Origin of the sequence: Psychrobacter sp. T6-5, assembly GCF_052258485.2 — a bacterium.
Classification (GTDB): domain Bacteria; phylum Pseudomonadota; class Gammaproteobacteria; order Pseudomonadales; family Moraxellaceae; genus Psychrobacter.
The window spans coordinates 2,378,667-2,404,842 of the sequence record NZ_JBQQEY020000001.1; the positions used below are offsets into that span (position 1 = coordinate 2,378,667).

Genomic DNA, 26,176 nt, shown 5'->3' on the forward strand with positions numbered 1-26,176 from the left:
TAGCCAAATCAAATAACCCATTATCAAGGATGATAAATGACTCAATCTGACGTTACTTTAGACCTAGACGACCTTCTGGTTATTAGAGAAGACAATAAAGAAAGTGGCATAGTCACGCTGACCTTAAACCAACCCAAACAATTCAATGCCCTGTCCGTTAAAGTACTATCTGCCATGCAAGCAGAGCTGGACAATATCGCTCAAGACGATACGATCAGAGTGGTGGTTATTCAAGCGACGGGCAAGGCGTTCTGTGCTGGTCATAATCTAAAACAAATGCGCGCCCACGACGATGAAGCGTTTCATCGCGCCTTATTCCAGCAATGTAGCAAAATGATGCTTACTATCAATCGTATGCCGCAAGTTGTTATCGCAAAAGTACAAGGCATTGCCACAGCCGCAGGATGTCAGCTGGTCGCCGCTTGTGACTTGGCCGTTGCCGCTGATGATGCAAAATTTGCCACCTCTGGGATAAACGTTGGACTTTTTTGCTCTACGCCTGCCGTTGCCGTCAGTCGTAATTTGCCCCGTAAGCAAGCATTTGAGATGCTGATTACAGGTGAATTTATCGATGCACATACTGCCTTGCAATATGGATTGATCAATCGAGTTTCGTCAGCAGAGCAGTTAGATCAAACACTACAATCACTGATAACGGCCATTACTACCAAGTCTCCAGTAGCAGTAAAAACTGGCAAAGATATGTTTTACAAACAGCTGGATATGAGTGTCGAAGACGCTTATGACTATGCCAGTGAGGTAATGACTTGCAATATGATGGCAGACGATGTGGGTGAAGGGATTGATGCTTTTATTGAGAAACGCCAAGCAGTATGGAAAGGGTGTTAGTCCATATAGTATTAATCATTGTATTGCTTCGCTGACGTTATACGGCGTGTGCTTGGATTAAAAAGCTAGCATATTCCTTTTCAATAATCGAGTTGGCTTATTGCTACGTATAGAAAAGGCCATGATATCGCTATCATGGCCTTTTCTATTTCTAGTTAATACCGATACTACAAGTACTGCGAGCCGTTTATTACTCAGCAGCGATAGCGATCATCTCAACCAATAGCTCAGGACGCGCAAGCGCTGATTCGCCACATGCGCGCGCTGGTGGCTGAATACCTTCAAACCACTGGTCATAGACTTCATTCATAGCAGCGAAGTCTGCCATGTCTTTGATCCAAACTGTGACTGATAGTAGCTTTGATTTATCACTACCAACTTCTTCTAATAGCGTTTGGATTTTTTCCAAGCAAGTCAACGTTTGCGCTTTGATATCGTCTTCTGCATTACCGACCTGACCACACAAATAGATCGTCTGGTTATGGATTACGGTTTTGCTCATACGTTGATTGCTATGTAGCTTCTTAATCATATCTATACCTTTCATTTATTAATTTAAGTCTGTACTAAAACTGCTGAACGCGCGCTTAGTTAGAAAAACGCTGAGCGCTAAATGGTGCAAGATCGACCAATGCAGGCTTATCATGAATCATCTCTTCAACCAGACGCCCTGTCATTGGCCCTAAGGTAAAGCCTTGATGGCTGTGACCAAATGCGAACCATAGTTTGTCATGCTTATCAGCAGGACCGATGACTGGCTTCATGTCAGGCATACAAGGACGTGAGCCTGCCCATGCCTCGCTCTCTACTGCATCTTCCAATGGCAAGATTTTTTTAGCAAGCTTCAATACGGTTTGCAATTGACCAAAGTTCTTTGGCGCATTCATAGTAGTCATCTCAGCACCCGTGGTGATACGAATACCTTGCTGCATTGGCCCCATGACAAAACCTTTGTCCATATCAAACATACTGTGATGGATTGTGTTTTTTTCCGTCACTTTGAAATGCTGATGATAGCCACGCATTGGGAACAATGGCAAGTTATAACCAAGTGGTTTGATCAAATCATTAGACCAAGGGCCTGCTGCGATGACCAATTTATCACTATAATACGTATCTTTATCAGTGATAACTTTCCAGCCGTCCGCTTCTTGGACGATTTCTTTTACGTCATTTTCTTTGATCGTACCTTGCATGTCTTGGAAGTTTTTTGCGTAGGCTTTTACGAGCGAGCTTGGGTTTGATACTTGCCATGAATTTAACCAATGAATGGCACCAACAAAACCTTCGAAATTAGCACGAGGCTCCATTGCTTTTAGCTCTTCAAGACTCAGTACGTTATGCTCAACCCCTTGGTTGCGAGCATCAATGGCGGATGCTTGCGCTTCTTTGAACGTCTCTTCTGAGCGATGTAGCTGTAACCAACCATCACGAGTAATGAGCTCATCAGCACCAGAAGCGCTAATCATGGTTTGGTGCTCACTAGTACAATGCTCAATCAACGTCTGCCACTCTGACTCGATTTTTTTGACAGACGCAGGCGTAGAGTATTTCCAGTATTGCAGCAGCGCTTGATGATAACGCAGAATCGCTGGAATACGGTAGCGAATATCAGTACCTTGGTTCGGCAATACTCGGATCATCTCTGTCAGCTGACGCGGAAAAGGATGCGTATGAATCGCTTCGCGCTGAATCAATCCTGCATTGCCATATGAGGTCTCTGACCCTGGCAATTTCTTGTCTAAGAGTAATACATTTGAGTTATTTTTTTGTAGATGCCACGCGATTGACGTGCCAACCATACCTGCACCGATAACGATAACTTCATAGCGCATAACCTATCCTTTTCTTAGGGTGTTAATACAGAGTATCAAATATAAAGGTCTAACCAAATTAGGTGGTAATAGTAACGCATTGTGCTCAATATTAAACCCTTATCTGAAAAATATTTTTACTATTAAATACTTTTAGCTATACCTTTATTTGCAGGTCATTTTTAAAAGGAATAGTTGGCGTATGAAGCCACTATTTAGTGGCGAATTAGTAACGAAAATGAAGCAAAGTGAGCTGAAAAATTTAGAACAAAATTTATTGTTAATGACAATGAAAAATTACCACCACATTGGATCATCATTTTCCTTGATAGGCGATTTTACCGTCTCTACTGCCACTTCATCAGCAGATAGCTCTGCAATGAAGCGTGAGGCCATGTCAAAGTATCCAGAATAACTAGAAAAATAATTCGGCGCGGTCAGATACAGCTGAGTTTTTGCACGACTACAAGCCACATAAAACAGCTTGCGCTCTTCTTCTAATGCTTCAAAGTCGTCCAGCGAGCGGTGATGCGGCGTGATGCCATCGACCAACGAGTTAACGAATACCACTGGCCACTCAAGCCCCTTAGCACTATGAATGGTTGAGATCGTGACTTTATCCTTACTTTGTCCATCGTCAGAGCTTCCCATGACCGCGACAGAATCATTAGGTGGGTCAAGCGCGAGATTTTCTAAAAAGCTATCGAGGCTAGCGTGTTCTGTCGCTAAGTTCTTTAGCACCCGAAAGTCTTCGGTACGCTCACGCCAATTGTCTTCAATCAGCTTCAAGACTGGAGTATAAAACTCAAGAATATGCTCAATGGCTGTCTCGACCGTCTCTGCTTGCTGTGCATTGGTGAGCGTGTGGTAAAGCGGTTTCAGCTGATCGCTTTTTTTGGCAAACGGCGCTGCTAGTAGCGGCTCAAACGCATTATTGTCAGCAGTAATGGCTTGGGTCAACCGTGTCGCGGTGACTGCGCCTACTCCTTTGAACAAGGTCAAGATGCGGTGCCAAGCAATCGTATCGTTCGGGTTATAGAGGATTTTGACAAATGCCAACACGTCTTTGATGTGGCGTCTTTCAATGAACTTAATACCGCCTACCACGATAAAGGGAATATTGCGCGCCATAAATTCTAGCTGCACATAGTTGGACTGAAACGACGTGCGGCACAATACAGCAAAGTCGTTGTAGTCATACTCTGGCTTTAGCGCGATGATCTTATTAGTGATATAGCTCGCTTCTTTTGTCTCGTTGCTGAGTCGTCGAAATATTGGCTTGTCGCCTGCTATAGGCGCGTCAGAGTAAAGCTGCTTTTGATAGCCCAAGGTAATTTGCGCTGACAGAGCATTGATATAGTTTAGAACAGACGGCGTACTACGATAATTTTGCTCAAGCTTAATAAGTTTGGCATTGGGATACGTCTCGCCGAACAGTAAAATGTTTTCGTAGTTTGCCCCGCGAAAGGCATAAATACTTTGATTGTCATCGCCAACGACCATTAGCGATACCGACTCAGGTTCACATATTAAATCAATCAGCTGTTTTTGTGGAATATTGGTGTCTTGATATTCGTCAACCATGACATAGCGATAGGTGTTTTGTAGTCGCTGTCTAAAGGTGTCGTTGGTCTTTAGATGACGTACCACTTGACTGATAATGTCGTCAAAATCGTATAAGTGATTGGCGCGCTTATACTCATGAAAATCGATTGCCAATTGCTCGATGATAGGAATGTGTACGGCAATATCAGGATAATTAGTCTCGATTAGGTCACGAATATGAATCCGTCTGTTTCTAGACGTCGATATGATATTTTGCAGCGTTTTTTTGCGCGGAAAGGCCTGTGACTTGGTTTGCGTGGGATACTTTTTTTCTTTATGTACCAAATCGATGGCATCCTCACTATCGCCAGTATCTAAAATCGTAAATCGTGGATTGATACCGAGTAGACCAGAGTATTGACGCAGCAGCATATTGCAAAATGAGTGAAAGGTGCCACTAGTGATACTGTTTAAGGCCTTGTCTGTTGGCAGCTTATCTTCGGCCAATGCATCATCAGATAGCTCTTGATTTGAAGGACTACTTGCCAGCAAAGACTTAGCGCGATCTTTGATTTCGTTTGCTGCTTTGCGCGTAAAAGTCAGTAGTAATATCTCTTTAGGCGACACGCCGTTTTCTAGTAGATAGCTGGTGCGATAGGTCAAAGTCTTGGTTTTACCCGATCCTGCACCCGCAATCACCAACACTTTACCTTCGATAGTAGTGGCAGCCATGAGCTGATCGGGATTGAGCTCACTGGCATAGTCTACTTTCAACCCTAAATGACTATCCAATCTTTGCATCAACAACTTTGTGTTTGCTTGATCATTAGCATCAATGAGGTTTGCCTCTAGCTTTTTGATGGCCTGCTCAAGTCGAGCAAGTTTAGGCTTCATCTCAAGGAAGTTTTGTGGATATTTATAGCGGCGTGTGTCAAAAATCGAGGTTGTCATTATCGGATATTGCCTTACATTTTGTTTTGGAGCGAGCTGATTGTTTAAAAAAAATTAATCCAGCCAGCAGATTGCACTTACTGTTTGTGAGCCTGATGCCACTATTTATCTATGATAACTTACTATAGCAAAAAATACTGAATACCAAATCGAACACAACTTATCTAAATAAGGAACAATCAATCGTATTCACTTTTTAGCGTTTGACATATCCTAACCTTAATAGAAAAACACCTACCATCGCTGAGTAAAAACCTAAGCATATACCGTAACAACATCACCCCTATTCCGGTAAATTTGCTACAATGTGCCCAATTTTGATTTACTATTTGACTAATATTTCAAACAAGCTGAGTTTTAGATGAACTCAGTTTTATTCTGACTAAATATCAAGTCTTATATTAGCTCAGTACCAACTATTTTATTAATACATTGAGAGACTGTTATGGGTTTTAATTGCGGCATCGTCGGCCTACCAAACGTGGGTAAATCCACCTTGTTTAATGCGTTGACCAAAGCGGGTATCGCCGCTGAAAACTTTCCGTTTTGTACCAAAGATCCCAATACCGGTATCGTACCAGTACCAGATCCACGCCTAAAGAAACTGGCGGATATCGTTAACCCTGAACGTGTATTACCAACGACGATGGAGTTTGTGGACATCGCAGGTTTGGTCGCAGGCGCGTCAAAAGGCGAAGGCATGGGCAACCAGTTCTTGGCTAACATCCGCGAAACTGATGCGATTGCTCACGTGGTTCGCTGTTTTGATGATGACAACGTGGTACACGTCGATGGTCGCGTCAGTCCGATTGATGATATCGAAACCATCAATACTGAACTGGCATTGGCAGATTTGGAAGCAGTTGAACGCGCGATACTGAACTTGACCAAAAAAGCCAAAGGCGGCGACAAAGACGCGAGCGCCATGCTGGATGTGTTCAAAAAGATTGAGCCATTATTAGCAGAAGGCAAAGCGGCGCGCGCGGCCAACCTAGACGCTGATGAGAAAAAACTCATCCGTAGCTACGGTTTAATTACTCTAAAGCCAACCATGTATATTGCCAACGTTGCTGAAGATGGTTTTGAAAACAATCCATATCTCGACGCTGTTCGTGATTACGCGACTGGTGAAGAGTCTATCGTTATTGCCCTATGCAACCAAATCGAAGCTGAAATTGCCCAGCTAGATGAAGAGGACAAAAAAGACTTTTTGGCTGAAATGGACATGGAAGAAGCCGGGCTTGATCAAGTGATTCGCGGTGGTTATGACTTACTTGATATGCAGACTTACTTCACCGCTGGTGTCAAAGAAGTACGTGCATGGACAGTTGCAATTGGCGCTACTGCCCCGCAAGCCGCTGGCGTGATTCATACGGACTTTGAGCGCGGCTTCATTCGTGCCGAAGTAATCGCTTATGATGATTTCATCGAATACAACGGTGAAAAAGGCGCTGCTGCTGCTGGTAAGTCGCGTCTAGAAGGCAAAACCTACATCGTTCAAGATGGCGATGTCATGCACTTTAGATTTAACGTGTAGCTTTAGCTAGTCAATACTGTCTGATAGTTAATCAGCCGATGTTGGATATTTTCCAGCATCGGCTTTATTTTATCAGCTCATTGTTATAATATAACATATCTTTATTTTACTTATTTGAGGGCTTATACTTTGACTGACTTTCTCTCTTTTTCCAAATTTGCAAGCGCTGCTATAGTAGGCAGTGTTATGACAGTTTCGTTGTTAGGCTGCCAGCCAAAAACAGACGGTGAGCCAGCAGCATCTGAAGACGTGACAACCGTAGACAGTCATACAGAGCACGATGAACATGCCCATGATGATATGGAACACGATCATGAAGGACATGACCATGAAAGTCATAATGACATGGACGTTCACGAAGGGCATGATCATGAGGGTCACGACCATTCTGAGCACGCTAGCAACAGCACACCATTTTCTTGTGAGCCTACTGCTACTATCGGCGTATACTATCATACCGATGCCACACCGCAGACCGCACACCTACTTATTGACGGTATCGAATACGATTTGACAGCTGCCTTTAGTAGCGACGCCCTTACTGACAAAACCATATATACGAGTGATATTGGACTAGATGACACTCATGGCATTATATGGAAAGTGGATGGTGACAACGCAACCTTGCTTAATAAGACACTAAATAGTGATGTGTCTATCGAAGAGGAAGACGTTCTTTTTGATTGCCAGAAGTCTTAGTAGCTGTACCAAGGGCGCTATTTTGTTATGCTAGAGGCTCCCTTGGTTTCGGATGTTCCAATATGCTAAGTACCCCAACCTCTTTGCCGTCCTCTACTGCGCAATGGTCTCATCTTCTCAACTCACAGCGTCTTGGCGCTGCCAAAAAATTCAACGCTAATACGAGTACTCGCTCTCAGTTTCACAAAGACTATGACAGACTGGTATTCTCTCACTCATTTAGGCAGTTGAATCAAAAAACCCAAGTTCATCCATTGACTAATCAGCTAGGTATCCATACTCGCCTGACCCATTCGCTTGAGGTCTCCTCTATTGGAAGATCTTTGGGCATGATGACCGCAGAAAAGCTCCATGATAAGCTAGGCAACGGTCTACTAGCAGGAGTTTCGCCATCTGATATTGGCGTGATCGTACAAGCAGCTTGTCTCGCTCACGATATTGGTAATCCGCCGTTTGGTCATGCTGGAGAGTACGCCATTCGTGACTGGTTTCGACAGCCTAATCCTCAAGCGATTTTGCAACAGCTCAGCAGCAACGAGCGACTGGACTTACTGGCTTACGAAGGCAATGCACAAGGGTTTCGGTTACTAGTACGCAATGAACACCATCCCGATAAAGGCGGTATGCGTCTTACCTGCGCAACGCTAGGCGCTTTTATGAAATACCCTTGGCTTGCCACTCACAGCAATGATGCAAATGATAACGCCCATAATGTACAGAAATTCGGCTGCTTTTATAGCGAGGCCTCGCAGTTAGAGGAGCTGGCAGCATGTTTGCACCTGCCGCGCTCAACACATCACGATGGCTTTGCACGCCATCCGTTGGCGTACCTGTTAGAAGCTGCAGATGATATCTGCTATGCGCTGATAGATTTAGAAGATGGTATTAATCTGAATATGCTAACCTATAGTGAGGTTGCCACGATATTTTACGAACTGATTGGCGAGCGTCCTGATAGCGTCAGTCTGCCCGCGCATATGTCAGTCAGGCAGAGTTTGGCTTCTCTGCGATCACGCGCTATGATGCGCTTGGTCAATACGATCACCGATGCTTTTGTGGCCAATAGTGAAGACTTGCTGGCAGGTACACTCCAAGGCAGCTTGTTTGCGCATTGCGACACCAGTGTACAAAACGGTATCTTGCAGGCCAAGCAATTGGCCCGCGAAAAAATATTTAATCATCCGAACAAGGTACGAATGGAGCTAATGGCCAATCAATGCTTGCATCGCCTGATGGATGCCTTTGTACCACTGGCTTGGACGGGCACTGAGGCAGTAGAAGCTGCTGCATCATCTATGTCGTTTGAACAACAGAGTCTACTAAGATTACTACAGCCACACTTAGATGAGCATCGCCGCATGTTATCAGACAATATTTATCACAATATATTGAATATTTTAGATTTTATTACAGGTATGAATGACCACGAAGCCTATCGATTGGCGCAAGAATTGCAAGGTCACTGGGGTACGGTGGTTTAAAAGATTAATTAGTGCAGGTTTAGTAAATTAGCACGAATTGTGCATTTCAGTCGTATTTGTGCGCTGAAATGAGTATGATAAACCTCTATCGGACAATTTTGAAACATTATGAGCAGTCGCGAACAAAAAAAACTTCAAACTCGGCACGCCTTTTTTAATGCCGTACTCGATCTATGTATGACAGGGCAATCTTTTAGCTCTATTAGTCTCAGACAAGTCACGCGTGAGGTTGGCGTTGTGCCGACTGCGTTTTATCGCCATTTTGATGATATGGAGTCGCTCGGTCGCGCCTTAGTCATCGAAGAGTTGGGTGGTACGCTCGCCACACTCAGCGATAGCTTACAAATTGGTCGCAAGCGTAGCTTTGATCGTCAGATAGCGAAGAGTATTCAGCTGTTCTTGTATATGGTCAGCGATCAGCCTTACTACTGGCAGTTTTTGGTCAGTGAGCGCTACGGTGGCTCAGAATCTGTGCGAAAAGCCATCAATGAGCTGGTTAAAAAACATGCCCAAAGTTTGGCAGACGATCTAGCATTACAGCCAGCATTTACCCATATCAATGATTATGACCGTCGTCTGTTGGCTGAGGCTGGCGTAAACATGTTCTTTTCTTGGATTATCGACTGGTTAGAATTGACCTACACTGAAGATCACGATGACGAAATCGATCTAAATGTCATCGAAGAAAATAAACAGTTGATGCTACATAACTGCACTCGCCAAGCGCAGATGTTGTTTTATGGGGCTTATAACTGGAAATCTAGTGAAGAGACCCGCTTAAAAGATTAATGAAAAGCGCACTACCATTCATCAAAAGCTAGGACGAAACGCCCATAGTCGCTGCGTGACCACTTTGACTTCTTTGGGCTTTTCGCTAGTGACATCGCTACTGCTACCACTAGTGTCATTTGTGGCTTGACTGTCGTTCGCTGCGTTTTTGCCAATCAATACGGTAGCAAAGCGCTGTCTTGCCTGACCAACAGTTGCATTGTCAGTCGCTGTGATAAGGGCCATAAAGGCCTGACTATCAACTGCCAACAAAGGCGTCAATGCTGCCCGCTGCTTTTCATCTAAGCCGCTCAAAATTGGCAGTTGCCATAGCTCATCGATAGACGTGAGCGCTTGCTTACTGCGCGTGTCGACTATCCCTTGCATCTGCTGACTGGTTGCACCATCGATCAGTGCGGCAAGCAATACGGGGCTCGCAGTATTAATATTGATAGGTAAATAATAAGGAACCGCCGTCAGATAAGGTCGTAGCGTCGCTAACACCTCTGCACTCACCCCTTGAACCTCTTGTAGCTGATCAACGCTAACAAAAGGCTGATTGGACAATTCTGTACTCGCCACACCATTTGCTTGCTGGTCATATACCGTACTTTCATCGCCGCCATCTAGATAGACCTCACTGTCCGTATCTTGCCAATCAAGGACGGCAACCGCAATATCTGGTTCTAAATTCAATTGCGTTAGCAGTCGTTGGAATAATTCTAAAGCAGCGGTATCAACCGTACCACCTTGGTATAAGTTATTGATATTAAAACGACTGGCCTCATCACGCAGCTCGATGCTGACACTGTGGTTTGCTAATGTGTATGGCGGTATCGGCTGTGCCCAAATATCTTGCTCACTATCGGTGTCATTAAGCTTGCTGTCCGCCCGAATCATCGTCACTGCCAACTGCTGACCGGCATCAATATCTTGCAATAGCTGATTTTGATCAAACAATAATCCGCTACGCCTAATCGCAACTTTTTGGCTAGCAAGCATCGCGCCTGCAACCACAGTGATACTCACCACCAATAATAAGATAGTAAGCAGAGCCACACCGCGCTGAGAGTTTGCTGTTATTGACATAGAGAGCTTATGTTGCTGAGCAAGTGATGCATATTAAGTACTACCTTCTCAATTACTGTTTCCCACACTGCTATTATCTGTATTACTACCGCTATTATTGTTGTTACTGTCACTGCCATTATTATTGTTATTACTATCGTTGCTATTGGCAGCCTTTGCGCTACTATGAGGTATTGGCTGTGGCGCTAGCGCCCACTGCCAAGTAATAGGCATGTCTTGATAAATAAAGTTGACGGCAATTCCTTTCGGTAGTAAAACAACATCGGGCTTAGCACCCGCTGTATTCGCTGCTTGTCCCAATGCTATATTTGTATTGCTACTATTATTGATGTCATCGCTTGGAAATTTGGTGCTCAGCTCTGGCAAATAGGCTTGCCAACGCCCAGCAGTAACGCCTTCTAATAATACACTGTCTAAACTGACGCTATCGCGCCCATCTTCAAGACTGGTATATTGACGACGTATCAGGCGCTCATCTGCAAAAATATATTCAATATGCTGGATACTAGTGCTGCTTTGATAACGTGGATCAGGATCAGCAAAGCGTACAAAGCTGACACGCTCACCATCTACCCTCATAAAAGGCTCAGGTGCTATCTCATTTTTTTGCTCGCCTGCTTGGTTACTATTACTTGTACTGCTATTTGCCGCACCAATATTCTGAGTACTAGGCGCTTGATAAGGAATCACTTGTGCCATGTCTTGCTGCAGTTGTAGATAGGCGTATTGTAATACGGCCAAATTATCAGCATGGAACTGTGCTCGCTCACGTGCACGGTTGACACTGTCAAATACTTGCCAGCCTGCGACTGCCAACATGGCAAATATTGCCATAGCAACCATCAGCTCAAGCAGTGTAAACCCGCGCTGTAGCTTCATCCTCACAAGCCGCCCCCTGCTTGTCCGATACTACTTTCACTACTTAAATCTAAACTGCCCGTATCTTGGTTGGCATTGCTTAGCATGACACTAATATCAGTGACCGACGTGCCTGCCTGTCCGTCTATGATAGGCGCCACTGCGATATTTACTTGTTTTAGTGCAGGTGTGATGGCATCATCGACAGTCATGACTATTTGCCAGTCACGCCCTTGAGCGTTAATCGTTTGGGTACGGTTGGCGGTCAACCATGTGTCTTGAATACGCAAATCAGCAGCGGCATTTTGTGCGACAAAATGAGCAAGCGTGCGGGTGCGCAATATATCAACCGATTTCAAATATGCACTGCTAGCACGGCTCGCCGCGACGGCCACTACTGCCAGAATGGCTAAGGCAACCATTACCTCAATCAAGGTAAAACCACTCTCGCGCCCAGACTTGGGTGATATAGATTTGAGCGACGTAGGCTGAGCTTTCGTCGCAGAATATTTGGACAACTTATTCACTATAATCCCTGCCCTATCATCATACTACCATCGGGCATTATCGTAATCACCTCACCCACCAGACGCGAATCGTGAATCACTTCTATGGTGACTGGCGTCGCTTGGCCCGTACCAAACCATAATACCTGCGGCACGCTTTGATTACTAAACCAAGGCTGTAGCGTTTGCCTCTGTCCTGTACTCGCTGAACTACTAGCATCCAAGCTCTGCACTCTGATACTTACCCCAGCGGGCAGCTCAGGCAAGCTAACCTCTGACTCAATCTCCCAGCTCGGTGTTGGCTGCGTCTCTCCAGTAGAGTCTGACATACTACTCAAATCAGCAGATAGCTCCATTGCGTTCTTTGGCTGGCTATCCATACTGCCTACTGCAGTATCAGCCGTTTGATAGGCAATATAAGGATTCGATAAGGTAACGATAACAGGCGCTACCTGCCCCTGCTTATCTGCCTGCAAACGCAAACCCATCGGCTGTATACGCTCAGCTGATAGCAAACGGACGTAGCTCAATGAATCAGTGAGGTGTTCATAAAAGGCGCGGTTTTTGCGAGAGTCACTACTGCCGACAGACAGACTCATCATGCCAGCAAATATAGATAGAATCACCACCACCACCACGATTTCAACGAGCGTAAAACCACTTTGCCTATGACTGCTTATTGATGAGGTATGTTGTGAGGGACATGCATTACTTGATAGAGAGAGACAACTACAATTAGACGATGTAGCTAAAATATCAAAGCAATTTGGACAAGGCGTTTGACCGACTATGGCTAAAGGGCAATTGGCCGCTGAGCTGGACTGAGTCTTGACAGTGACCGGCATATTGCACCTATAAGCCTGTAATTCAGTTTTGTATATAGGACGATAACGTTCATTTTTATGAACGCTAAGAAAGATACATTTAAAGATACATTTTGACGTGCTGTCATATCCGGTATGACAACACATAACACTAAATAATCAATGATATTAAAAATCAGTCGACATTCTAATAATTAGTATTGCGATGTTCTTCTGATTCAGTATCGATCTGCTCTACTAATTCTTGCATGTCTTCATCCATGACTTCATCTTCTTCGGCAGGATAGTGACTGGGCAATTCTAGCATTTGCTGAACAAAGGCGTAGCGTAAGGTATCACGGCGACCCAAATAACGCTGATAAAAGCTTGAATTTAGTAGACCCGCACCACCTTGACCCATCGCCCAAATAGAAGATAAATAATCGCGAGTACTCAGACTACTATGCTCGTCTTTCAGATAGGCACTGATGATATCAATCAAGCGCTTCATACGCTGGCGACGAATATCATACAACTCGCCAAATAAACGATTCAGACCAGTGACCGATGCTGCCAGACGCTCTTCGATTTGATTCAATAGCATGGCTTTTTGCGGATTAAATAACTGCTGAAAAATCATGCGGGCAACGCCTGCCGATGGGCAGTCATCAATACGGTTGATATCAAATAGCTGCTCTTCGTAACGAATAATAATACGCAGATAAAGCTCATCCTTACTAGAAAAATGCTTATATAGCGTGCCTTTAGCCAAGTCGAGCTGATCTGCCAAACTGTCCAAAGTAATATCACCATCGCCTGACTCAAGTAGCAATTGCTCTGCCATCGCTAAGATATTTTCTTCTCGTGCCTTAAACTGATGCTGACGACTCATAATCTCTCCTAAAACATGACAAGATTAAGCATACAACCATCATTTACGGCAGTACATCGGCAATGAGAGTATGGGACTGTACCAAGACTGCTCGAGGACCACAAAAGGGAATATGCTTATGTTTGCTAAATAGTCATTGATAATCAGGTGGCTATATTTAGTGTGATGAATACCTAAGGGGATTGAACCACAGGACTATCGAATAAATGACTGAGTGGTCATAGCATAACCATTTTAATGATACTGTGCCAGTAAATTTTCAAAGTTTTTTGCCGTCAGTGCACCGACTTCCTCGCTACTACATCCATACATGTCTGCGATACAGTTTGCCACGTAGGGAACATATGCAGGCTCGTTTGGTCTGCCGCGTTTGGGGACTGGCGCCAAGTATGGACTGTCGGTTTCAATGAGTATTCTGTCTCTAGGCATTTTTTGAGCTGCATCTTTGATGTCTTGCGCACTCTTGAAACTCACGATACCTGAGAATGAGATATAAAACCCTAGATCTAGCGCACGCTTCGCTGTCTCCCAATCTTCAGTAAAACAGTGAATGATGCCATGCTCAGCACCTTCACTTTTTAGAATATTAATCGTGTCTTCTTTGGCGTCACGCATGTGTATGACGAGTGGTTTTTTTAAGTGTTGGCTGGCATGTATATGACGCGCAAGGCTGGCTTGCTGCTCTTTTTTGTTTTCTGTTGACCAGTAATAATCGAGACCCGTTTCCCCTATCGCCCATACATGATCGGAGCTAGCGGTCTCTATCAGACGCTCTACGGTCGCTGATTGTAATATACCAATGTCCTCACAAGGATGGATACCGACGCTCATCCCTAGATTTAGCGTTTCATCACTATAGGTGCTGACAATATTAGCAATCTCATCATATTCAGCAAAATCGCACATAATGGCCATCGCGCGAGTCACATTGGCAGTTTTCATAGCATCAATCGCGCCGGACAATTGGCCATCATATTTGGTCAAATCTAAACGGTTGAGGTGGCAATGCGTATCTGTAAACATAAATAATCTCGTTATTGGAACAATGTCAGTAAAAGTTATTGAAATTTAAAATTGGTTGATAAGTTGATTGCTCTAAAGGGTGCTGTTTTCAAGTAGCGTAATTGTGAGCGCTTTTAAAGGCTGGCGCATAAATGCCTAAAACCAATGCAGCGGCGCAATGATCAGTGCAGCGGCACGACGCGCATCACCTCTTCTATCGTCGTCACCCCTTCACTAATGCGTTTTGCACCTGATAGACGTAGAGGCTGCACCCCTTCTCGGTACGCTTGCTGCTTGAGCACATCCAAGTTAGCATCAGCGGCGACCAATTTTTTTAAATCATTGGATAAAGGCATGATCTCGTAGAGCCCGACTCGACCTTGATAGCCAGTATGTCGACAATGCTCACAGCCTTGCGCGGTATAAATCTGTGTGGGTACTGGCGCGCGCCAAGGTTGCACCAACTCTTGCCACTGAATGGCTATTTCGCTGTCCGGCGTCACCTCTACTGCTTTTTTGCAGTGTGGACATAGCGTCCGTAACAAGCGCTGTGCCATAACCCCTAATATAGTTGCTGACGTCAAAAAAGGCTGGATGCCGAGATCATGCAAACGAGTGATGGAACTTGGCGCATCGTTGGTATGCAAGGTCGAGAGCACCAAATGCCCCGTCAGTGAGGCTTGTACTGCCATATTTGCTGTTTCTGCATCCCGAATCTCTCCAACCATAATGATGTCGGGATCTTGACGCATCAGGGAACGAATACCATCAGCGAAATATAAGTCAACGCCTGGGTTGACCTGCATTTGGTTGAATGCAGGCTCAATCATCTCAATCGGATCTTCAATCGTACAGACATTCACCTGCTCAGTGGCTAGCTGCTTGAGCGTGCTATAAAGGGTGGTGGTTTTACCTGATCCGGTTGGACCCGTGACCAGAATAATGCCGTTGGGATTTGCGGTCAGCTCATGCCACGTCTCAAGCTGCTTACCCGATAGACCAAGCTGCGCGAATGAGCGCACGAGCACTTCAGGGTCAAAGACTCGCATGACCAGCTTTTCACCAGAAGCGGTGGGCATAGTCGACAAACGAAGTTCTGTCTCTAGCCCTTTCGGCGTACGGGTTTTTAGTCGACCATCTTGCGGCTTACGTTTTTCTGCAACGTTCAGTCGTCCTAAGATTTTGATACGTGCCGTTACTGCCACAATAATCGCGAGTGGCATCTCGTACACAGTATGCAGCACACCATCAATACGAAAACGCACTTTGCCCGTCTCACGGCGCGGCTCTAAATGGATATCACTGGCACGCTGCTCAAAAGCATATTGTAGCAACCAATCAACGACTCTGACGATATGCTGGTCATTGGCATCAGGGTTGGTATTATCGCCTAATTGCAGCAATGCTTCGACATTAGTAACATCAGCCGCGGCACGTTTGTGAACACTATTCGCCCCAGCTATGGCTTGCGTGACTTGATAGAACTCTTGCCGGTAGCGATTGATTTGCTCAGGATTAATATAAACCGTGCGATAGCTTTTTGACTTGATTAGCTTTTCGATATTTGAGTGCCAATCGGTATAAAAAGGCTGATCTGTCCCGATAACCACTTCATCTAAAGTGACCTCAATGGGCAAAATATACTGTGAGCGTGCATATTCAAAAGACATCAGCTGCGTCACTGCCGGGACGTCAACTTTTAATGGATCAATACGAACGAGTGGCATGTCTGCTTTAGCCGCTAGCCACTGATTTAGCCATGCCAGCGTCAACTTATTGTCAGAGTTATTATCCAGAGCATGCCCATTGGGTAAGCCAAACTCACTAATCGTCAGCAATGGATGCTGTGTTTTGTTTCGGCGGCTGGTAATTACTAAATTATAGCCACGTTGATCGATGACTTTATCTGCCAATAACTCATCTAGGCACCAGCGTAAATCAATCACTATCGAATAATTCTGAGCAGCCATATTTTTCTTCTTTTATTGTTTGGTGTACGTTGACAAACATGCTATCGATTCATATCACTTATATTGCCACTACTGCTGTTATTTGCAACTGTCCTGAGTCTATTAGCCAAAAGCTCACATCAACAGACTTATAGCGCATAATAAATGAGGTTTCTTTCTCTTTACGGCGATAGGCTGGACGCGGATCTTGCGCAATTAACGCTTTGATAGCATCGATATCAGAGATTAGCAATTGACTTTGTATGTGCTCGACCATCGAAGCAACTGTAGCACTTTTCGATACATTCTTTATAGGGCTATGGCTTGCATCATTATTAATGATTTCAGCAGGCTCTCCTACGCTTGCTAGCAGCATAAATTGTTCGTAAGCCGCCTCTGTCATCACCACATCCAACAATGCTGGCGCTATTGGCGCAAATCCACTTTTTGCATCCGAAAGTGCGTCGCTATAAGCCACATACGGCTTTATATCGATAATTGGCGTGCCATCTATCATATCAGCACCCTTGATGATAAGTAGTACGCGCCCTTGTACTATCTCAATACGCTTAAGTTTGACGACGGACAGTCCCAGCGCTGATGGACGATACATACTGCGACTGGCAAATACGCCTATCTTTTGATTACCACCTAATCTTGGTGGCCGCACTTGCGCTCGAAAGCTACTATTGGCTTGATTATTGTCTTTATGTCGGTAGTTATGATGAAACTGCCAACTGATCCATATATGACTAAAGGCCTCTAAGCCCTCAAACGCGGCTGGCGTATCGTAAGGCGCTAGCATTTCAATGGCACTGGTCAGCGCGACCAAATTCGGCTGCCTCGGCGCACCAAATTTTTGTGAAAGCGGCGCACGATGATAACCAATGATTGGGACGTGGTGAGAGTTATCTAAAGACATATTGTCATCAGACATAGAGCAGCTCCAGTAATAAAAAACGGTCCTTTTTAGACAATTTGGCCAAATGATACAAAATTACTCACTAACGATATTCCATTTTATCATGCTGGTGGGTAGCAGCTAGACGGATTTTTACTTTAAAGTTTGATATCATGTGCAAGAAATTTTTTGATGAGAGTCTTTTACATTTGGCTTATTTGTCACTCCTCTTATCAATACTGATGATTTAACATGAACAAAAAATAGTCTACAGCCCTATCGGCTGATAGATAAACCTTATTATTGAATTTTACGGTAGGTACGTTTTAACATTCAGCTTTTTCGATAACTATTAGAATACTGATAGGTTTTTATATTTTTTAATCTATCATTGAAAATTTTGATTTAATACGTATTTAAACCTAACGACACCGATAGCAACCTATTAATTAACGAGGACTTTATGTCAAAACTTCGCACCGAAACGGTCACAGAGGTTCATCATTGGAATGATTCTCTATTTAGTATCAAAACCACTCGTGACGATGGCTTACGCTTTCGTAATGGCGAATTTGCGATGATTGGTCTTGTTGTCGACGGTAGACCACTGTTGCGTGCTTATTCGATTGCCAGCCCTAATTACGAAGACCAGTTAGAATTCTTTTCTATCAAAGTTCAAGACGGCCCGCTCACCTCACGCTTACAGCACATCAAAGTAGGCGATGAGCTATTGGTCAGCAAAAAACCGACAGGTACATTGGTGTTAGACGATCTACTGCCGGGCAAGCATCTATATATGCTGTCAACAGGTACCGGACTTGCCCCTTTCTTGGCATTGGCACGTGACCCTGAAGTATATGAGCGCTTTGATAAAGTCATCCTAGTACATGGTGTCCGTCACGTCCATGATTTGGCGTATCGCGACATGTTCGAAAATGAGCTGCCGAATGATGAAATCTTTGGTGAATGGTTCCGCGAAAAGTTCATCTACTACCCGACTGTCACTCGTGAAGAGTTTAGAAACCAAGGCCGAGTCACAGACTTAATGAAGTCTGGCAAATTATTCGAAGATATCGGTTTACCGCCGATGAATAAAGACGACGATCGTGTCATGATCTGCGGTAGCATGCCGTTTAATGCTGAAGTTTCAGCCATTTTGGATGACTTTGGCCTAACCGTTTCACCGCGTATGGGTGTACAAGCAGACTACGCGGTTGAGCGTGCTTTTGTAGGATAGAATATTTTTTTGAATTAATACTAAATAATTCTTGACGAAGAAAAATAGGCTGCTATAATACGCAGCCTATACAGAGTTAACCCTGTAGCCCAATTCGATAATATTTATTTAATAGACATTATCTTCTAACATGCCAGTGTGATGGAATTGGTAGACATGACGGATTCAAAATCCGTTGCCTTTAAAAGCGTGTCGGTTCGAGTCCGACCACTGGTACCATATAGCAATACAATCTAACCTCCCTTTTCGGAGGTTTTTTTGTGTCTGTTAATTTTATACCTGTGGTATTTGTTTGTTTACTTTTATACCTGTGGTATTTGTTTGTTTACATCGCTACTTCAGATTCTCTAACAACACTTATCTTAATCGGTACGGCATAGCTCCATGGCATACCAGCACTACAATAAAAATACCCATCACGAAACGACACAATATACGCTGTAAAATCATTACCACAATGATCCATCATGGCTTGCTCGTCGCTATCATCGCAAACTGCACACCATATTCGTTTTTCGCCGCGCGCTAGCATTGCCCGTGTTAAATCGCTCCCTTTCAATTCGTTATTCATTTTCTGCTCCTTGATCGTTCTGAACTCTCTAGCAACGATATGTTTTTAAAGAGTTGATCTACCAGTACTCCATTCACAAGTTTGGTATGAGTGCTACAAACAACGTCTTTCTACAGTACTAAAAATATATGAGGCGTTATTTACTCTTGTTACCTTGCCTATCATTGTGAATACTTCTAGTTTAAAACTTTAATGTCCTAACTGTAATAGATATCCATCGAATTTACGATGAATAGCAAATCTATTAAGATAGACGGTTTATTGAGATAAAATAACTTGACAAACCTCTTAATGAAAGATGCTGATAGAAAACAACTGTTCGCTAACGTTAGCGTAAGGGTTATAAAGCTGTTTTATTTACTGTACATAATCTTACACTATATTTAATTACTGATATATATCAATAATTAAATATTATCGTTATTTAGTCAAAAATTTACGGAAAAGCCACTTTGAGCTCTAACAATTGATAATAGAAAAAGCCATTAATTCAGGTAAAATACTGAGTATGACATACTCTAATCAATCGAATCCTCGTAAAATCATTCATATCGATATGGATGCTTTTTATGCCAGTGTGGAGCAGCGTGACTTTCCTGAATTACGTGGTAAACCATTGGTGGTTGGCGGTGATCCTAATGGTCGCGGTGTGGTTGCTGCTGCCAGTTATGAGGTGCGTCAATTTGGCGTACGCTCTGCGATGTCATGCTATGAAGCACGCAAACGTTGCCCAGAAGTGATATTTGTAAGACCGCGTTTCGAGGTTTATCGAGCGGTCAGTAGTGATATTCGCCGCATTATGCATAGTTTAACGCCCTATGTGGAGCCGCTATCATTGGATGAAGCGTATCTTGATGTCACAGGATTATCTGTACACAAAGGCTCAGCGACATTGATGGCCAATTGGTTACGCACGCAGATATTAGAACATACAGGATTGACTGCTTCTGCTGGTGTGTCATTTAATAAAATGCTCGCCAAGATTGCCTCTGACATCAATAAGCCTAATGGTACAGCCATTATCACACCACAAGATGCTGAAAATTTTATCAGTACGCTGCCTATTGAGCGTTTTCATGGTATCGGTAAAGCAACGGCAAAGCGCTTACATGCGATGGGTGTGAGTAATGGCGCTGATCTTCGGCGTACACCAGCTGCCGTGTTGGTACAAGAATTTGGCAAACGTGGTCAGTTTTATCATGATATCGCTCATGGCCGCGATGAGCGCCCTGTCAAATCTGAACGTACGCACAAGTCTGTTGGTTCAGAGACCACATTCAGAGACAACCTAAATGATAATGATGCATTACTCACGCAAATATATGAGCAAAACGCCGATGCCTTCAATCAAATGTACCAAAAGAAGCTAGTCGCTCATACCATTACTCTAAAAATTAAATATTCAGACTTTACTCAAATCACCCGCTCACATACTCTTTCGACGACTTTTGATAGCGCCGAGTCTGCACATTATTGGCTAGACAAGCTATTCTTGGATATTCCGCGCCAGCTGCCTATTCGGCTAGTTGGTGTGACTTTTTCTTCGTTAGCACCTGCCGCTCAGTTACCGCCTCAACTGAATCTATTCGAGTAAATTAGTCTACAACTGATAAAAACTTCGTTGTAAATTGACATAGTCTATAATATTTACTTAGGCTATTTATAGGTTAAAAGTATATCTTATACATGATTACTGCTGAGCAAAGTATCCTTTCACAAAGGTATTTCTGCTACAATTATGCCAAAATTCCTATCCATTTAAAGACTGATTATGACCGACTCTCACATTGACTCTGCTGATACTAACGCGCCAACTGATACCGACGAAAACAACGACGTCTTGGATTATCTGAGCGTTGAAGATTATGACTATGAGCTGCCAGATAGCCTGATTGCACGCTACCCATTAGCGCAGCGCTCTGCCTCAAAACTTCTATACTTGCCAGCTCATACTCAAATGAATGACACTCGTGTAGAAGATCTTTTGTTTTCTGAGTTGCCTGACTTATTAGAGGCTGGAGATCTGATTGTCTTTAATGATACCAAGGTGATGAAAGCACGCTTATTTGGTCAAAAGGATACTGGCGGTAAACTTGAAGTACTGATTGAACGCCTAGTTGATATCTCGGACTTGGATGAAGTGACACTGCATCTAAAAGACACCAATGATGAAGTGGTCAACCAAGAGCATATTGCCCTTTGCCATGTAAAAGCCAGCAAAGCGCTCAAGCTTGGTCAACGCTTACAACTTGCCGATGGTCATATGAGTGCTACGATGATTGGTCGTCAAGACAACTTATTCATTTTGGCGTTTGATGCGCCGATCTTACCGCACCTAGAGCTCTATGGTGAACTACCTATCCCGCCCTACTTTGAGCGCCATGCTGATGACACTGACAACACTCGTTATCAAACCGTTTTTCATGATCCTGCCAAGCTCGCAAGTGTGGCTGCACCGACAGCAAGCTTACATTTCGATGAAGCGGTACTAAGCAAGCTTGACGAGAAAGGTATTAACACCGCTTTTGTCACATTGCACGTTGGCGCGGGTACTTTTGCTCCTGTCAAAACAGATAATCTGCTCAATCACACCATGCATAGTGAATATGCACATTTGCCACAAACGACTGCAGACCTCATCAATCAAACGCACGCGAATGGTAAAAAGGTTATCGCGATTGGCACAACAGTGACGCGTGTTCTTGAAACGGCTTATCAAAAAACTGCCATTGATGGCCAAGCGCTCTCTAGTTGGTCAGGCGATACCGATATATTTATTTATCCTGGGTTTAAATTCGGCGTTATTGATCGATTGCTGACCAACTTCCACTTACCTAAATCGACACTACTGATGCTAGTATCGGCATTTTCAGGTAAGTCATCTATCGAGCACGCTTATCAACATGCTATTGAAAAGCAGTATCGATTCTTTAGTTATGGCGATGCCATGCTACTAGATAGAAAAGCTGACTGAACACTACAAAGACATTTTGTGCATTGGACACAACAGTTGTGAAATAAACTGGTAAACTAAACGGTATTTTGTTATAACAGCAAAGACAACTTATTTATACTAAAGGGCTGCTCATGTCTTGTCATCTATCTCGTCGCTTGACTACTGTACATCGCGCGGTATCGATGGCACTATTTTGTTCTGTAGGCTGCGCCGTCTTAGTGCCGAGCGTACAAGCAGCAACCATTGGTAAGACGGTGGTCACTTCAGCCCAGCATGAGCCTTTAGTAGCGAGCATCGTCGTCAGTAATATTCGAGCAGCTGACTTTTCTGCCAGTTTGGCAAACTCGACCATTTACCAGCAAATGGGTTTGACCCCGACTGACTCTATGACGGTACGCTTTCAGCCCACCTCAGAGACCAGCGGTCAGGTTTTTATTACCACATTACAGCCTGTATCTAAGCCTTTTGCTGATGTCGTGTTAGCGATAAATGATAATGGCCAGCGTAATATGGTACCCAAAACGCTACTGATGCCATTAAAAAATACCTTACCTATCAATACTGGTAAAAATATCGCTACAGGTGCCAAGAAGCCAAATTTGCCTAGCGTTTCTGCAAGTAATGCCATGCCTTTGACGGTCAGAAAAGGCGCACCGCCGCCACTGATGTCTGCCCCTGCTATATCCTCGCCCAAATTATCAAAGCCAAACGAACCAGCGACTGAATTGTTGGCTTCTACATCACCCGCACCTAATATTCAGGCGCCAACAGTGACGACTACCTCACAGGTCAATAGTCTTACTTATACACCTAGCCGCCTCGATAATGGTCGCTTAAATAGCAATGCTGACATAAACAATAATACCAGTCATTCAACTGCTATTGGTAACAGCCAAAGCTCGATGAGCACTTTGGATAACAGTCCACTGAGTGTAGCAAGTAGCAATAGCGGTACAATGGCCCTTGATGATAAAAGCCGTACTAACGCGCGCGCTCATAATAATGTAGTTGCGGCGGATAAGCCAGGTACTGACAAGCAGCTTGATATCCTAAACATACAAGTGACGCGCCAAATACAGCCAAGCAGTAAAGCAAACTCTGACCTCGTAGCAAGCTCACCTATCAAAGCAACAACCGCTAAAGCGATAGATAAATCAAAAAGTGTAATCGACTCAGATAATAGTATTATCGCCGCAGCTCAAGGCAGCAATATACCTGCTAATACAGTATCACCTGTGCCATCCAAAACGACGGCTAATCCAAGTGCAGCTAGCAATAAAGTAACGAGTAATGCGACCACTCAATATCAGGTGCAACGCAATGATAGCTTGTGGATGATCGCGGAGCAGATCGCGCGCGAGAACAATCTAGATACGCCAACAGTGATGAAGCAGATTCAGTCACAAAATCCTGATGCTTTTATCAACAAAGATGCTGATCAGTTAAAAGCCGATGCGAAGCTTAGCCTACCTAGCTACGATGTCATACCCTCACAGCAACATTTAGAAGCTGCTATTGATGCACAAAGACAATACAGTCGTAGAGCGAATACGCCTGTGGTAAAAAAGTCAGCGCAAACAGCACCCAAAAAGTCGCCTGAGACAGCGCAAGCGGCCAGCGTACCTAAGAAACCGACCACCACTAAAACACAGAAACTACCACAAGTACAGTTTTCTGTCCTTGCCCCTGGTCATGATGGTAATGCAGATGGCACTCAGGCAAAATCAGCGGCAGATAAAGGCAACGGTCTAAGCACTGATATATTAGCAACGCTAAAAGCCTCAAGACAAGAAACTGCCTCACAAGCTCAGCGCTTGTCAAAAACCAGTAGCGCGCTGGACAACTATACGAAAAAGCTCCAATTACAAAATCAAAAACTGGCTGAGCTACAAGCTCGTCTCAAAAAACTACGCAATCAATAATTGCCTAACGGATCAACGCACGATGCTGTGATCTTAGGAGTAGGAATAACTATGGACAATATGCTATATATCATCGCCGGATTGGTGCTTATCCTGTTAGTCGCTGGTTTTTTATTGCGCAAAAATAAAGCACAAAAGCAAAGTGCACAACCACCTGTAAGCTCAGTAAGAAAGGCCGCTGCACCAGCACCAAAAACGGATTATGGCACTGCTGCCCAAAACAATCAAAATGATAGCAATAAGTTCGATCATATCACGATTGCCCAGCGTTTTATGGATCAACAGCGCTACGACAAAGCCATTGAAACGATCAATCGTGGACTAAACGAAAAGCCTAATGACAGTCAGTTATCTATTAAGCTATTGAGCATATTCGCTACGCTAGATCAGCCAGAAAACTTTCATGATATCTATAACAGCATTAAAACGCATAACGACGCAAAAACCATTACGCTTGCTGATGAATTAAAAGATTTATACATTGGAGAGCAAAGTCCAGTAGCCACACCAGAAGTGGTAAAAGACGAGGCAACAACAGAAAAAAATCACGATGGTTTTGATGCTCTAGATTTCGATTTATCTACCACTAATCAAGCCGATGATACAGCTGACATATCTGATCGTCCTGTTATTGGAGATAGTAACGATGCTGTAATAGATAAACCTATCGATAGCCCAGTGTTTTCAAGTGAGCCTACTAAAAACGTAGACGATAGCTTTAATTTGACGCTCAGTGACTTAGAAGATGATCTCAATGAGTCAAATGCTACTGATGAGACTCCTGTTACATCATTGGCCACAGATGATGATAGCCTTCATATTTCTACAAGTGACCGTACTGATACCATCAAAAATGATGAGGTCATAGAAGACAACGATCTTAGTGACTTTGAGTTCGATTTTGACTCACCTGCAGAAAACATTTTAATTGAAAATTCTGACGTATCAGATGTTCAAGACAGTGAGAGCGAAGCATTGGTGTTAGAAGACGACTTCATCTTAGATTTTGATGATTTAGCAGCCGATGCAGATAAAGATACTTCTGTTGATAAAAATGAAGAAGAAGCTTCTAGCAATGCTGTTCAAAACAATGAAGATGACTTTACTTTATCTTTAGACGATCTGAATGAATCAGACGACATTGATACAGCTAATACTTTCGCGATTAATGAACCATCTACTACTGAAGAAAGTAGTGATATCGATGCCTTTGTTTTGGAAGATATTGACTTTGAAAACGCTGATACTGACAGTAGTACTCTCGAAGATGATGGCGTTGCAGACTTAAGTTTTGAAGAACAACTAATCAACGATGACACCGACATTGATGCCTTTGAAGCGTCAGATACTACGCCAGTTACGTCGTTGAGATTTGATGATGACACGCCTATAGCTGATGACTTCGATATCATAGACACTGATTCTTTATTAGACCCTTCTGTAGCGACTCCCCCAGCCTCTACCGTTGCACCAGTGGAACCTGAAACAGATATCAGTCATGAAGCTGTTGAATCAGCAGAAGATTTTTCATCGCGCTTTGCAGCAGATTTTGACTTTGTAAAATCATTAGATAGCAATCAAGTGACGCTAGATTTAGCCAATCAGTATTTACAATTAGGCGAATATGACAGTGCCAAACGTTTGCTTAATGAAGTGATCGCTCAGGGTAATAGTGAGCAGAAACAACAAGCACAACTGTTACTTGAGCGCACAGCATAATCAGTCGTCCGGATGCATATCAGCAAGTATCTCTTATTATCGGAGGCTTGCTGATTTTTTGCATTTAATTCTGATACTATCTATTACTGACCTCTCAACCTGTCACTAATAAACGCTCTGGCGCTTC

At 43.7% G+C, this 26,176-nt stretch carries 22 protein-coding genes and 1 tRNA gene; 11 read left to right on the plus strand and 12 right to left on the minus strand.

From position 1 onward, the window contains the following. Positions 1 to 36 precede the first annotated feature (36 nt). A complete protein-coding gene (locus ACTXGK_RS24765) occupies positions 37 to 849 on the plus strand; it encodes an enoyl-CoA hydratase (RefSeq protein WP_443515125.1) in 813 nt (270 codons plus the stop codon). Between the two features lie 190 nt (positions 850 to 1,039). On the opposite strand, the gene ACTXGK_RS24770 is transcribed toward ACTXGK_RS24765, so the two are convergent. The 3 genes from ACTXGK_RS24770 to ACTXGK_RS24780 all read right to left on the minus strand — a co-directional run bounded on the left by ACTXGK_RS24770 (position 1,040) and on the right by ACTXGK_RS24780 (position 5,159). Then, positions 1,040 to 1,378: a RidA family protein gene (locus tag ACTXGK_RS24770; RefSeq protein WP_055124581.1), complete on the minus strand. Its 339-nt coding sequence runs from the start codon at positions 1,376 to 1,378 to the stop codon at positions 1,040 to 1,042. Positions 1,379 to 1,436: 58 nt separating this feature from the next. Continuing rightward, positions 1,437 to 2,684: an NAD(P)/FAD-dependent oxidoreductase gene (locus ACTXGK_RS24775; protein WP_443515123.1), complete on the minus strand. Its 1,248-nt coding sequence runs from the start codon at positions 2,682 to 2,684 to the stop codon at positions 1,437 to 1,439. 276 nt (positions 2,685 to 2,960) lie between these two features. Further along, positions 2,961 to 5,159 (minus strand): ATP-dependent helicase, encoded by a 2,199-nt coding sequence (locus tag ACTXGK_RS24780; protein WP_443515121.1) that lies wholly within the window; start codon positions 5,157 to 5,159, stop codon positions 2,961 to 2,963. A gap of 445 nt (positions 5,160 to 5,604) precedes the next feature. On the opposite strand from ACTXGK_RS24780, the gene ychF reads away from it, so the two are divergent. From ychF to ACTXGK_RS24800, 4 genes are all read left to right on the plus strand, one after another. Further along, positions 5,605 to 6,696: a redox-regulated ATPase YchF gene (gene ychF / locus ACTXGK_RS24785; RefSeq protein WP_057759361.1), complete on the plus strand. Its 1,092-nt coding sequence runs from the start codon at positions 5,605 to 5,607 to the stop codon at positions 6,694 to 6,696. A gap of 186 nt (positions 6,697 to 6,882) precedes the next feature. Next, positions 6,883 to 7,395 (plus strand): hypothetical protein, encoded by a 513-nt coding sequence (locus tag ACTXGK_RS24790; protein WP_443515119.1) that lies wholly within the window; start codon positions 6,883 to 6,885, stop codon positions 7,393 to 7,395. A 62-nt stretch (positions 7,396 to 7,457) separates the two neighbouring features. Continuing rightward, positions 7,458 to 8,876 carry a deoxyguanosinetriphosphate triphosphohydrolase gene (locus ACTXGK_RS24795; RefSeq protein WP_443515117.1) on the plus strand — a complete coding sequence of 473 codons (1,419 nt, stop codon included), beginning with the start codon at positions 7,458 to 7,460 and terminating at the stop codon, positions 8,874 to 8,876. Positions 8,877 to 8,984: 108 nt separating this feature from the next. Further along, the gene (locus ACTXGK_RS24800) at positions 8,985 to 9,665 is read left to right on the plus strand and encodes a TetR/AcrR family transcriptional regulator (RefSeq protein ID WP_443515115.1); all 681 of its coding nucleotides are present in this window, start codon (positions 8,985 to 8,987) and stop codon (positions 9,663 to 9,665) included. Between the two features lie 21 nt (positions 9,666 to 9,686). Here ACTXGK_RS24800 and gspK read toward each other — a convergent pair whose 3' ends face one another. From gspK to tsaA, 8 genes are all read right to left on the minus strand, one after another. Continuing rightward, positions 9,687 to 10,733, minus strand: a complete 1,047-nt coding sequence (gene gspK / locus ACTXGK_RS24805) for a type II secretion system minor pseudopilin GspK (RefSeq protein WP_443515114.1) — start codon at positions 10,731 to 10,733, stop codon at positions 9,687 to 9,689. A gap of 48 nt (positions 10,734 to 10,781) precedes the next feature. Further along, positions 10,782 to 11,612 (minus strand): type II secretion system minor pseudopilin GspJ, encoded by an 831-nt coding sequence (gspJ, locus tag ACTXGK_RS24810; RefSeq protein WP_443515112.1) that lies wholly within the window; start codon positions 11,610 to 11,612, stop codon positions 10,782 to 10,784. Positions 11,613 to 11,614: 2 nt separating this feature from the next. Beyond that, entirely contained in the window at positions 11,615 to 12,118 is a 504-nt protein-coding gene (gene gspI, locus ACTXGK_RS24815) for a type II secretion system minor pseudopilin GspI (protein ID WP_443515111.1), read from the minus strand. Continuing rightward, positions 12,118 to 12,777, minus strand: a complete 660-nt coding sequence (locus tag ACTXGK_RS24820) for a prepilin-type N-terminal cleavage/methylation domain-containing protein (protein ID WP_443515429.1) — start codon at positions 12,775 to 12,777, stop codon at positions 12,118 to 12,120. Before ACTXGK_RS24820 ends, gspI begins: the two co-directional genes overlap by 1 nt. Positions 12,778 to 13,108: 331 nt before the next feature. Beyond that, on the minus strand, positions 13,109 to 13,792 hold the full coding sequence (locus ACTXGK_RS24825) for a TetR/AcrR family transcriptional regulator (protein ID WP_201599651.1): 684 nt from the start codon (positions 13,790 to 13,792) through the stop codon (positions 13,109 to 13,111). A 234-nt stretch (positions 13,793 to 14,026) separates the two neighbouring features. Continuing rightward, positions 14,027 to 14,815, minus strand: coding sequence for a TatD family hydrolase (locus ACTXGK_RS24830; protein ID WP_443515108.1), 789 nt, complete (start codon positions 14,813 to 14,815; stop codon positions 14,027 to 14,029). A gap of 161 nt (positions 14,816 to 14,976) precedes the next feature. Beyond that, positions 14,977 to 16,764 (minus strand): type IV pilus assembly ATPase TfpB, encoded by a 1,788-nt coding sequence (tfpB, locus tag ACTXGK_RS24835; protein WP_443515106.1) that lies wholly within the window; start codon positions 16,762 to 16,764, stop codon positions 14,977 to 14,979. Between the two features lie 58 nt (positions 16,765 to 16,822). After that, the gene (gene tsaA, locus ACTXGK_RS24840; protein WP_443515104.1) at positions 16,823 to 17,680 is read right to left on the minus strand and encodes a tRNA (N6-threonylcarbamoyladenosine(37)-N6)-methyltransferase TrmO; all 858 of its coding nucleotides are present in this window, start codon (positions 17,678 to 17,680) and stop codon (positions 16,823 to 16,825) included. Between the two features lie 427 nt (positions 17,681 to 18,107). On the opposite strand from tsaA, the gene ACTXGK_RS24845 reads away from it, so the two are divergent. Both ACTXGK_RS24845 and ACTXGK_RS24850 read left to right on the plus strand, forming a co-directional pair. Next, on the plus strand, positions 18,108 to 18,881 hold the full coding sequence (locus ACTXGK_RS24845) for a ferredoxin--NADP reductase (RefSeq protein WP_443515103.1): 774 nt from the start codon (positions 18,108 to 18,110) through the stop codon (positions 18,879 to 18,881). A gap of 132 nt (positions 18,882 to 19,013) precedes the next feature. After that, positions 19,014 to 19,100 (plus strand) — tRNA-Leu (locus ACTXGK_RS24850). 106 nt (positions 19,101 to 19,206) lie between these two features. Here the strand turns inward: ACTXGK_RS24850 and ACTXGK_RS24855 are convergent. Next, complete coding sequence (locus ACTXGK_RS24855) at positions 19,207 to 19,452, minus strand: hypothetical protein (protein ID WP_443515102.1); 246 nt, start codon at positions 19,450 to 19,452, stop codon at positions 19,207 to 19,209. A gap of 508 nt (positions 19,453 to 19,960) precedes the next feature. On the opposite strand from ACTXGK_RS24855, the gene dinB reads away from it, so the two are divergent. The 4 genes from dinB to ACTXGK_RS24875 all read left to right on the plus strand — a co-directional run bounded on the left by dinB (position 19,961) and on the right by ACTXGK_RS24875 (position 26,049). Further along, positions 19,961 to 21,046 (plus strand): DNA polymerase IV, encoded by a 1,086-nt coding sequence (gene dinB / locus ACTXGK_RS24860; RefSeq protein ID WP_443515100.1) that lies wholly within the window; start codon positions 19,961 to 19,963, stop codon positions 21,044 to 21,046. 177 nt (positions 21,047 to 21,223) lie between these two features. After that, positions 21,224 to 22,426, plus strand: coding sequence for a tRNA preQ1(34) S-adenosylmethionine ribosyltransferase-isomerase QueA (gene queA / locus ACTXGK_RS24865; RefSeq protein WP_443515099.1), 1,203 nt, complete (start codon positions 21,224 to 21,226; stop codon positions 22,424 to 22,426). 113 nt (positions 22,427 to 22,539) lie between these two features. Further along, positions 22,540 to 24,330, plus strand: a complete 1,791-nt coding sequence (locus tag ACTXGK_RS24870; protein WP_443515097.1) for a FimV/HubP-related protein — start codon at positions 22,540 to 22,542, stop codon at positions 24,328 to 24,330. 51 nt (positions 24,331 to 24,381) lie between these two features. Continuing rightward, positions 24,382 to 26,049, plus strand: a complete 1,668-nt coding sequence (locus tag ACTXGK_RS24875; RefSeq protein ID WP_443515096.1) for a FimV C-terminal domain-containing protein — start codon at positions 24,382 to 24,384, stop codon at positions 26,047 to 26,049. The last annotated feature ends 127 nt before the right edge of the window (positions 26,050 to 26,176 follow it).

Bases quoted from the DNA above. Each gene is read 5' to 3' on its own strand.
- ACTXGK_RS24800 (WP_443515115.1), top strand. From the start codon at position 8,985: ATGAGCAGTCGCGAACAAAAAAAACTTCAAACTCGGCACGCCTTTTTT.
- tsaA (WP_443515104.1), bottom strand. From the start codon at position 17,680: ATGTCTGATGACAATATGTCTTTAGATAACTCTCACCACGTCCCAATC.
- ACTXGK_RS24870 (WP_443515097.1), top strand. From the start codon at position 22,540: ATGTCTTGTCATCTATCTCGTCGCTTGACTACTGTACATCGCGCGGTA.
- ACTXGK_RS24875 (WP_443515096.1), top strand. From the start codon at position 24,382: ATGGACAATATGCTATATATCATCGCCGGATTGGTGCTTATCCTGTTA.
- ACTXGK_RS24825 (WP_201599651.1), bottom strand. From the start codon at position 13,792: ATGAGTCGTCAGCATCAGTTTAAGGCACGAGAAGAAAATATCTTAGCG.
- ACTXGK_RS24830 (WP_443515108.1), bottom strand. From the start codon at position 14,815: ATGTTTACAGATACGCATTGCCACCTCAACCGTTTAGATTTGACCAAA.
- queA (WP_443515099.1), top strand. From the start codon at position 21,224: ATGACCGACTCTCACATTGACTCTGCTGATACTAACGCGCCAACTGAT.
- ACTXGK_RS24780 (WP_443515121.1), bottom strand. From the start codon at position 5,159: ATGACAACCTCGATTTTTGACACACGCCGCTATAAATATCCACAAAAC.
- ACTXGK_RS24795 (WP_443515117.1), top strand. From the start codon at position 7,458: ATGCTAAGTACCCCAACCTCTTTGCCGTCCTCTACTGCGCAATGGTCT.
- ACTXGK_RS24790 (WP_443515119.1), top strand. From the start codon at position 6,883: ATGACAGTTTCGTTGTTAGGCTGCCAGCCAAAAACAGACGGTGAGCCA.
- ACTXGK_RS24775 (WP_443515123.1), bottom strand. From the start codon at position 2,684: ATGCGCTATGAAGTTATCGTTATCGGTGCAGGTATGGTTGGCACGTCA.
- dinB (WP_443515100.1), top strand. From the start codon at position 19,961: ATGACATACTCTAATCAATCGAATCCTCGTAAAATCATTCATATCGAT.
- ACTXGK_RS24845 (WP_443515103.1), top strand. From the start codon at position 18,108: ATGTCAAAACTTCGCACCGAAACGGTCACAGAGGTTCATCATTGGAAT.
- gspK (WP_443515114.1), bottom strand. From the start codon at position 10,733: ATGTCAATAACAGCAAACTCTCAGCGCGGTGTGGCTCTGCTTACTATC.
- gspJ (WP_443515112.1), bottom strand. From the start codon at position 11,612: ATGAAGCTACAGCGCGGGTTTACACTGCTTGAGCTGATGGTTGCTATG.
- ACTXGK_RS24765 (WP_443515125.1), top strand. From the start codon at position 37: ATGACTCAATCTGACGTTACTTTAGACCTAGACGACCTTCTGGTTATT.
- ACTXGK_RS24855 (WP_443515102.1), bottom strand. From the start codon at position 19,452: ATGAATAACGAATTGAAAGGGAGCGATTTAACACGGGCAATGCTAGCG.
- ychF (WP_057759361.1), top strand. From the start codon at position 5,605: ATGGGTTTTAATTGCGGCATCGTCGGCCTACCAAACGTGGGTAAATCC.
- tfpB (WP_443515106.1), bottom strand. From the start codon at position 16,764: ATGGCTGCTCAGAATTATTCGATAGTGATTGATTTACGCTGGTGCCTA.